At 72.9% G+C, this 8,686-nt stretch carries 7 protein-coding genes; 4 read left to right on the top strand and 3 right to left on the bottom strand.

All coding sequences use genetic code 11. From position 1 onward, the window contains the following. A partial coding sequence (locus ACFU99_RS22925; protein ID WP_384394839.1) for a HAMP domain-containing protein occupies window positions 1-1,118 on the bottom strand: 1,118 nt, incomplete at its 3' end. Between the two features lie 338 nt (window positions 1,119-1,456). Here ACFU99_RS22925 and ACFU99_RS22920 point away from each other — a divergent pair. Continuing rightward, window positions 1,457-3,337, top strand: coding sequence for a SpoIIE family protein phosphatase (locus tag ACFU99_RS22920; RefSeq protein WP_384394841.1), 1,881 nt, complete (start codon window positions 1,457-1,459; stop codon window positions 3,335-3,337). 58 nt (window positions 3,338-3,395) lie between these two features. Next, complete coding sequence (hemW, locus tag ACFU99_RS22915) at window positions 3,396-4,628, top strand: radical SAM family heme chaperone HemW (protein ID WP_384394837.1); 1,233 nt, start codon at window positions 3,396-3,398, stop codon at window positions 4,626-4,628. A gap of 12 nt (window positions 4,629-4,640) precedes the next feature. On the opposite strand, the gene ACFU99_RS22910 is transcribed toward hemW, so the two are convergent. Together ACFU99_RS22910 and ACFU99_RS22905 are read right to left on the bottom strand one after the other, a co-directional pair. Continuing rightward, the gene (locus ACFU99_RS22910) at window positions 4,641-5,459 is read right to left on the bottom strand and encodes a DUF3097 domain-containing protein (RefSeq protein WP_384394835.1); all 819 of its coding nucleotides are present in this window, start codon (window positions 5,457-5,459) and stop codon (window positions 4,641-4,643) included. Between the two features lie 34 nt (window positions 5,460-5,493). After that, on the bottom strand, window positions 5,494-6,213 hold the full coding sequence (locus ACFU99_RS22905; RefSeq protein ID WP_384394833.1) for an MBL fold metallo-hydrolase: 720 nt from the start codon (window positions 6,211-6,213) through the stop codon (window positions 5,494-5,496). A 211-nt stretch (window positions 6,214-6,424) separates the two neighbouring features. Here ACFU99_RS22905 and hrcA point away from each other — a divergent pair, with 211 nt between their 5' ends. Both hrcA and dnaJ read left to right on the top strand, forming a co-directional pair. Then, a complete protein-coding gene (gene hrcA / locus ACFU99_RS22900) occupies window positions 6,425-7,441 on the top strand; it encodes a heat-inducible transcriptional repressor HrcA (protein WP_384394831.1) in 1,017 nt (338 codons plus the stop codon). Continuing rightward, complete coding sequence (gene dnaJ / locus ACFU99_RS22895; RefSeq protein ID WP_384394830.1) at window positions 7,442-8,578, top strand: molecular chaperone DnaJ; 1,137 nt, start codon at window positions 7,442-7,444, stop codon at window positions 8,576-8,578. Window positions 8,579-8,686 lie beyond the last annotated feature (108 nt).

Below are 8,686 nucleotides of genomic sequence, written 5' to 3'. Positions count from 1 at the left end.
GCCCGGCCGCCGAGTCTGCCGTCCGTGCCGACCTCGCGGGCCACCCGCGTCACCTCGTCCGCGAAGGCCAGGAGCTGGTCCACCATCGTGTTCACGGTGTTCTTGAGCTGGAGGATCTCGCCCTGCGCGTCCACCGTGATCTTCTGCGACAGATCGCCGTTGGCGACGGCCGTGGTGACCTGGGCGATGTTGCGGACCTGCGACGTCAGGTTGGAGGCCATGAAGTTGACGTTGTCGGTGAGGTCCTTCCATACCCCGGACACGCCCCGCACCTGCGCCCGGCCGCCCAACTGCCCCTCGGTGCCGACCTCGCGGGCCACGCGCGTCACCTCGTCCGCGAACGCGGAGAGCTGGTCCACCATCGTGTTCACGGTCAGCTTGAGCTCCAGCAGCTCACCGGTCGCCTCGATCGTGACCTGCCGCGTCAGATCGCCCCGCGCCACCGCCGTCGTCACCACCGCGATGTCCCGGACCTGCGCCGTCAGCCGCGCGGCCATCGTGTTGACCGCCTCCGTCACATCCCGCCAACTCCCCGACAGACCGGCCACCTTGGCCCGGCCGCCGAGCCGCCCCTCGGTGCCGACCTCGCGGGCCACCCGCGTCACCTCGCCGGTGAACAGCGACAGCTGGTCCACCATCTTGTTGACCGCGCGGCCCAGCCGCCGCAGGTCGCCGCGGAGCGGACGGTTGCCGTCGTGCAGGTCCACGCGCTGCATGAGATCGCCGCCCGCGACCGCGTCCAGCACCCGCGTGGCGTCCGCGGCCGGGGTGACGAGGGCGTCGATCAGGGTGTTCGCCGCCTGCACGCTCATCGCCCAGTGGCCCTGCCCCGGACTCGGCTCCACCCGCTCGTCCAGCCGGCCCTGCCGCACCACCTCGCGGCGCACCCGCGTCAGCTCGTCCGAGAAGTGTTCATTACGAGCCACCACCTGATTGAACGCGGCGGCCAGTTCCGCCAGCACGCCGGTCTGCGCGCCGGACAGCCTGACCCGGAAATCGCCGTCGCTCAGAGCGGTCAGCGCGTTCAGCAACGGACGCAGTTCGGCGGCCCGTACCCACTGGCCCTGCGTGTCCCCCGCAGCGATGACTGCCGTCGGAACAGCGGTTTCTCCACTCATGGCCACCCACTTACGTAACTCGGTGCGTATGAGCGTGGCCAGTCTGTCACTCTGTCGGTGTCGGAAACGGCACTATGCCGGAACTGGTCAGGAGCTACCCGGTGGGTACATCATCTTCTGTTCAATGGGGTGCGGCGGAGCCGCACGGGGTCCCCTCGCACACCGTTCCCGGACACGCCGAGACGGCTGGATCCAGCCAGGCCGAGCCCGTACCGAACGGGTCCGTCCCGGAGGGCTGTGTTCCCGACGTTCTCGACGGTCCCGACGTTCTCGATGGCCCCGGAGATCCCGATGGCCCCGGTGATCTCGGTGATCCCGGTCCGCCCGCCGCCGCCCGTATCGCGCCCACGGCCCGTACGCGCCTGCCCGGCAACTCCCTCGCGCCCCTGGCCGGCCGCCAGTTCGTACGGGCCGCCGTCGCCGAATGGACCGCGCTCGCCCTCCCCGGGGTGCGCGGGATCACCGACCGCCTCACCGAGGACGCCGTCCTGCTGGTGAGCGAGCTGGTGACCAACGCGGTGGTGCACGCGGGCACCTCCGTCGAGCTGCGCGTCGCGCTCGACGGCGGAGACGGGGGAAGGGGCGGCGGACGGCTGTCCTCCCTCTGCGTCGAGGTCACGGACTACCACCCGGCCCGCGTGCTGCGGGCCCGGCCGCCCTGCGACATCGACGACGAACTGCCGCGCACCGGCCACGGCCTGCGCCTCGTCGCCGAGTGCGCAGAATCCTGGGGCACGACGTACCACCGCACGAGCAAGACCGTCTGGTTCCGGCTGCCCGTCGTGCCCGGCGCCCAGCCGCCGCCCGAGGCCGCCACCGCCGGCGACCAGGCGCTCCTGCGCGACCTGCGCGTCGCCGAGATCCTCGCCCCCGCCCCGCGCCGCTCGGCCGACGGCCCCGCCGACCCCGACTGGATCAGCCACGGCGCGCTGTCCTTCCTCGCCGAGGCCTCCGAACTGCTCGCCGGACAGTTCGACGAGGACATGGTGGCCTCCCTCGCCGCCCAGCTCCTCGTGCCCCGGCTCGCCGACTGGTGCGCGGTCTGGCTCGACACCGACGGCCACGTGCCGCGCCTGTCCCGCGTCTGGCACACCAGCGAGAGCCGCATCGAGACGCTGCGGCTCACCCTGGAGAAGGACCCGCCCCGGCCGCCCGCCGCCGCCCTCGGCAGCGCCGTCTCCTGGCCCTGGCCCGGCGAACCCGGCGCCTACGGGCCCGGCGGCTCCGCCCTCGCCTGCCGGCTCGTCGCCGGGGGCCGCGGCGTCGGCACGATACTGCTCGGCCGGGCCGGACTGACCCGCACGCCCGACGAGGTCGTCGGCCTCATCGAGGACTTCGCGCGCCGCGTCGCGCTCGCCCTCGCCTCCGCCCGGCAGTACACCCGGCAGCTCACCATCAGCCAGGTCCTCCAGCGCGGGCTGCTGCCCCGCCGCCTCGCCGACATCCCCGGCGTCGAGCACGCCGTCGTGTACGAGCCGCGCGGCGACACCTGCGCGGGCGGCGACTTCTACGACGTCTTCCAGGCCGCCGAGGGCCGCTGGTGCTTCGCCCTCGGCGACGTGTGCGGCAGCGGCCCGGAGGCGGCCGTGGTCACCGGGCTCGTACGGCCGTGGATGCGGCTGCTCGCGAAGGAGGGGTACGGCGTCGGCGAGGTGCTCGACCGGCTCAACCGGATGCTCGGCGAGGACGCGGTCGAAGGGGCCGTCGGCGCCGTGGGGGCCGTCGCCACCGCGACGGAGAGCGGGCCCGCGGGGCCAGTGGAGGCGCCGGACGACGGCGGCCCGGACAGCGGCGCCCGCTTCCTGTCCCTGGTCTACGGCGAGCTCGCCCCGCTGGGCCCCGGCCTCGGCGTCCGCTGCACGCTCGCCTGCGCCGGCCACCCGCTGCCCCTGCTGCTCGGCCCCGACGGAACGGTCCGCCCCGCCGCCGGCTCCCAGATGCTGCTCGGGGTGATGGAGGAGGCCGCCTATGTGAGCGAAACCTTCGACCTCGCCCCCGGTGACACGCTGCTGTGCGTGACGGACGGCGTGACGGAGCACCGGCGCGGGCCCGAGCAGCCGGACCTGTTCGACGACCACGACGGGCTGACGACCGTACTGGAGGGGTGCGCGGGGCTGAGCGCGGGCGGCGTCGCCGAGCGCATCCGGCGGGCGGTCCACGATTTCGGGACGACGCCGCCGGACGACGACCTGGCGTTGTTGGTGCTGCGGGCGCAATAGCGGAGGGTAGGGTTCCGGCCCGGACGGCGGGCGGCGCCGATGCCGGACAATGGAGCCCATGCCTTCCGTACTGCCCGATGGTGAGCCCGTGCCCGACGACGGGGCGCTGCCCCCGCACGCCCTGACCGGGGCGGCGGACCGGCCGCTGGGCTTCTATCTGCACGTGCCGTACTGCGCCACGCGGTGCGGCTACTGCGACTTCAACACCTACACCGCCAGTGAGCTGCGCGGCTCCGGCGGCGCCCTGGCCTCGCGCGACAACTACGCCGAGACGCTGGCGCAGGAGGTCCGCCTCGCCCGGAAGGTGCTGGGCGAGGACCCGCGCCCCGTGGAGACCGTCTTCGTCGGCGGCGGCACCCCCACCCTGCTGCCCGCCGCGGACCTGGTGCGCATGCTCGCCGCGATCCGGGACGAGTTCGGGCTCGCCGACGGCGCGGAGATCACCACCGAGGCCAATCCGGAGTCCGTGAACCCGGCCTACCTGGCGGAGCTGCGGGCCGGCGGCTTCACGCGCGTCTCGTTCGGAATGCAAAGCGCGCGCCAGCACGTACTGAAGATCCTCGACCGCACGCACACGCCCGGCAGGCCCGAGGCGTGCGTCGCCGAGGCGCGCGCCGCGGGCTTCGACCATGTGAACCTGGACCTGATCTACGGCACGCCGGGGGAGAGCGACGCGGACTGGCAGGCGTCCCTGGAGGCCGCGATCGGCGCCGGCCCGGATCACGTCTCCGCGTACGCGCTGATCGTCGAGGAGGGCACCCAGCTCGCCCGCCGCATCCGCCGCGGCGAGGTCCCGATGACCGACGACGACGTGCACGCGGACCGCTACCTGATGACGGAGGAGGCGCTGTCGGCCGCCGGATTCAGCTGGTACGAGGTGTCCAACTGGGCCACCACGGAGGCCGGCCGCTGCCGTCACAACGAGCTGTACTGGCGCGGCGCGGACTGGTGGGGCGCGGGCCCCGGAGCCCACAGCCACGTGGGCGGCGTGCGGTGGTGGAACGCCAAGCACCCGGGCGCGTACGCCCAGGCGCTCGGCGACGGCCGCACGCCCGGCGCGGGCCGCGAGCTCCTGTCGGCGGAGGACCGCCGCGTGGAGCGCATCCTGCTGGAACTGCGGCTCGCCGAGGGCTGCCCCATGGACCTCCTCGCCCCGGCCGGGGCCCGCGCCGCCGCCCGCGCGCTCGCGGACGGGCTGCTGGAGCCGGGCCCGTACGAGCACGGACGGGCGGCGCTGACGCTGCGGGGGCGGCTGCTGGCGGACGCGGTGGTGCGCGACCTGGTGGATTGACAGGAGGGCCGGCTACCCCGTGACGAAGTCGATCAGCTCCTCGACGCGGCCCAGCAGCGCCGGCTCCACGTCCTTGTAACTGCGCACCCGGCCGAGGATGTGCTGCCACGCGGCGCCCGTGTTCTCCGGCCAGCCCAGCGACCGGCAGACGCCCTTCTTCCAGTCCTGGCCGTGCGGGACGGACGGCCAGCCCGCGATGCCGACGGAGGCCGGCTTCACGGCCTCCCACACGTCGATATAGGGGTGGCCGACCACGAGAACGTTCGCATCCGTGACCTCGGCCGCGATACGGGACTCCTTGGAACCGGGCACCAAGTGGTCGACGAGCACGCCGAGCCGGGCGTCCGGAGCGGGCGCGAAGTCGCGGACGATGGAGGGAAGATCGTCGATTCCCTCCAGGTACTCGACGACGACGCCTTCAATGCGCAGGTCGTCGCCCCAGACGCGTTCGACCAGCTCGGCGTCGTGGCGGCCCTCGACGTAGATGCGGCCCGCGCGGGCCACGCGCGCCCGCGCGCCCGGGACGGCCACCGACCCGGAGGCCGTACGGGCCGGGCCCCGCGCGGCCCGCTGCTGCGGCCGTACGAGCGTGACGACGCGGCCCTCCAGCAGGAATCCGCGCGGCTCCATCGGGAAGACCCGGTGCTTGCCGAACCGGTCCTCCAGCGTCACGGTCGGCCCCTGGGCCGTCTTCTCGCACCGGATCACCGCGCCGCAGAAGCCCGTGGCGACCTCCTCGACGACGAGGTCGGGGTCGGCCGGCACCTCGGGGGCGGGCGCGGTCTTCTTCCACGGGGGTGTCAGGTCGGGGCCGTACTCTCTGCTGCGCATCCGCCAGACGATAGAAAACGGGACGGGGAGCGCGTCACGACACGCCGAAGCGGGCCGCCAGAGCGTCGCGTTGATCACGTACGAAACGGGCATCCACCACGGCTCCGTGACCCGGCACGTACACCGCGTCATCACCGCCGAGCGCCAGCAGCCGGCCGAGGGCGGCCGGCCACTGCCGGGGCTGGGCGTCCGGCCCGGCCTGCGGTTCGCCGGACTCCTCGACCAGATCGCCGCAGAAGACGATCTCCGGCGGGCCCGTCACGCACACCGCGAGGTCGTGCGCGGTGTGCCCCGGCCCGACGTCGGCGAGCAGCACCTGCCGCCCGCCGAGGTCGAGGGTCAGCTCGCCGGTGACGGTGTGGTGCGGGCGTACGAGCAGGTCGGCGGCTTCCGCGGCGGCGGAGGGGGCCACTCCGTGCCGTACCGCGTCGTGCCGCAGCTCGTCCTTCGCGCCCGCGAGGTGACCGTCGAGCCCGGCCGCGCCGTACACCTGGACCCCGGCGAACGCCGCCGTGCCCAGCACATGATCGAAGTGCGGATGCGTCAGAGCGATATGCGTCACGGGACGGCCGAAGAGCCGCCGCACCTCGCGGCGGATGTCCGCGCCCTCCAGCAGCGTCGACCCGGTGTCGACGACCAGCACGCCCGTATCGCCGCGCACGGCCCCCACCGTGCAGTCCCAGCCCGGCAGCCTGCGCCGCACCACCCCCGGCGCGAGCGTTTCCCAGTGCGCCTCTTCCCAACTGCTCTTCATACCCAGACGCTAGACCTTGGGTCCGGCGAGAGCGCGATACGGTTGCCCGTCGGACCCGTCCCGCCGACGGGCCCGCCCTTGCCCTGGTCGTGGCACCCGGCCGTACACTGGCTGAGGGTGGCTGGCACTCGTGACCATGGAGTGCCAAGTGGGCGCCGAGTGAGAGACAGGGGAAAGTCCCCGGTGGACGGCTGGACGGGAGGTGTGCGCGATGCTGAACGAACGCAGGCTTGAAGTGCTGCGCGCCATCGTCCAGGACTATGTGGGCACGGAGGAGCCGGTCGGCTCCAAGGCGCTCACGGAGCGGCACCAGCTGGGCGTGTCCCCGGCCACGGTGCGCAACGACATGGCGGCGCTGGAGGACGAGGGCTTCATCGCCCAGCCCCATACGAGCGCGGGCCGCATCCCGACCGACAAGGGATACCGGCTCTTCGTGGACAGGCTGGCGGGCGTCAAACCGCTGTCGACGCCGGAGCGGCGGGCCATCCAGAACTTCATGGACGGCGCCGTCGACCTCGACGACGTGGTGGGGCGCACGGTCCGGCTGCTCGCGCAGCTGACCCGGCAGGTCGCCGTGGTGCAGTACCCGTCGCTGACGCGTTCCACCGTGCGCCATGTGGAGCTGCTCTCGCTGGCCCCGGCCCGCGTCATGCTCGTACTGATCACGGACACCGGGCGGGTCGAACAGCGTATGGTCGACTGCCCGTCGCCGGTCGGCGAGACGGCGCTCGCGGATCTGCGGGCGCGGCTCAACAGCCGGGTGGTGGGACGCCGGTTCGCGGATGTGCCGCAGCTGGTGCAGGACCTCCCGGAGTCCTTCGAGGCGGAGGACAGAGGAACCGTTTCGACGGTGCTGGCGACTCTGCTGGAGACCCTGGTCGAGGAGACCGAGGAGCGGCTGATGATCGGCGGCACCTCCAACCTGACTCGATTCGGGCATGATTTCCCGTTGGTGATCCGGCCGGTGCTGGAGGCGCTGGAGGAGCAGGTCGTGCTCCTCAAGCTGCTGGGCGAGGCCAAGGATTCCGGCATGACCGTACGCATCGGGCATGAGAATGCTCATGAAGGGCTGACGTCCACATCGGTCGTCGCCGTCGGTTACGGTTCGGGCGACGAGGCAGTCGCCAAACTCGGCGTGGTCGGACCGACCCGCATGGACTACCCCGGAACGATGGGAGCGGTACGCGCAGTGGCACGTTACGTCGGACAGATCCTGGCGGAGTCGTAAGTGGCCACGGACTACTACGCGGTCCTCGGCGTACGACGGGACGCCTCGCAGGACGAGATCAAGAAGGCCTTCCGGAGACTGGCGCGTGAGCTTCACCCGGATGTGAACCCGGATCCGAAGACCCAAGAGCGGTTCAAGGAGATCAACGCCGCTTACGAGGTGCTGTCGGACCCGCAGAAGAAGCAGGTCTACGACCTCGGCGGCGACCCGCTCTCACAGACGGCGGGCGGTGGCGGAGCCGGCGGCTTCGGCGCGGGCTTCGGCAACTTCTCCGACATCATGGACGCTTTCTTCGGGCAGTCGTCGCAGCGCGGCCCGCGGTCGCGCACCCGGCGCGGCCAGGACGCCATGATCCGGCTGGACATCGACCTGAGCGAGGCCGCGTTCGGGACGACGAAGGACATTCAGGTCGACACGGCGATCGTCTGCGCGACCTGTAGCGGCGAGGGCGCGGCCCCCGGCACGTCCGCCCAGACCTGCGACATGTGCCGCGGCCGCGGCGAGGTCTCGCAGGTCACCCGGTCCTTCCTCGGCCAGGTCATGACCTCGCGGCCGTGCCCGCAGTGCCAGGGCTTCGGCACCGTGGTGCCGACCCCGTGCCCGGAGTGCGCGGGCGACGGGCGCGTACGGTCCCGCCGTACGCTCACGGTCAAGATCCCGGCGGGCGTCGACAAGGGCACCCGCATCCAGCTCGCGGGCGAGGGCGAGGTCGGCCCCGGCGGCGGCCCGGCCGGCGACCTGTACGTGGAGATCCACGAAAACCCGCACCCGGTCTTCCAGCGGCGCGGCGACGATCTGCACTGCACGGTCACCATCCCGATGACCGCGGCCTCGCTGGGCACGAAGGTGCCGCTGGAGACGCTGGACGGGATGGAGGAGGTCGACATCCGGCCCGGCACCCAGTCCGGCCAGTCGATCCCGCTGCACCAGCGCGGCGTCACGCATCTGCGGGGCGGCGGGCGCGGGGACCTCATCGTCCATGTCGAGGTGCTGACGCCCAGCAAGCTGGACCCGCAGCAGGAGGATCTGCTGCGCCAGCTCGCGAAGCTGCGCGGCGAGGAGCGGCCGACGGGCGAGTTCAAGCCGGGGCAGCAGGGGCTGTTCTCGCGGTTGAAGGACGCTTTCAACGGCCGGTAGGCCGGTGGAGTCTCGGCGCGGCGGGGGGGGGGGGGCCGGCACCGCCCCGGACGGCCGCCCCGCGGGGTCGGTACCCGATGGCGGGGCCCCGGCGGGGGAGGGGTGGGG

The organism is Streptomyces sp. NPDC057654 (genome assembly GCF_042800135.1).
Taxonomy (GTDB): domain Bacteria; phylum Actinomycetota; class Actinomycetes; order Streptomycetales; family Streptomycetaceae; genus Streptomyces.
This window is presented reverse-complemented; position numbering and strand designations above follow the sequence as displayed.

What these genes read in the sequence shown, in the direction of transcription:
- hrcA (WP_384394831.1), top strand. Translation starts at nt 6,425, where the DNA reads ATGCTGAACGAACGCAGGCTTGAAGTGCTGCGCGCCATCGTCCAGGAC.
- ACFU99_RS22905 (WP_384394833.1), bottom strand. Translation starts at nt 6,213, where the DNA reads ATGAAGAGCAGTTGGGAAGAGGCGCACTGGGAAACGCTCGCGCCGGGG.
- hemW (WP_384394837.1), top strand. Translation starts at nt 3,396, where the DNA reads ATGCCTTCCGTACTGCCCGATGGTGAGCCCGTGCCCGACGACGGGGCG.
- ACFU99_RS22910 (WP_384394835.1), bottom strand. Translation starts at nt 5,459, where the DNA reads ATGCGCAGCAGAGAGTACGGCCCCGACCTGACACCCCCGTGGAAGAAG.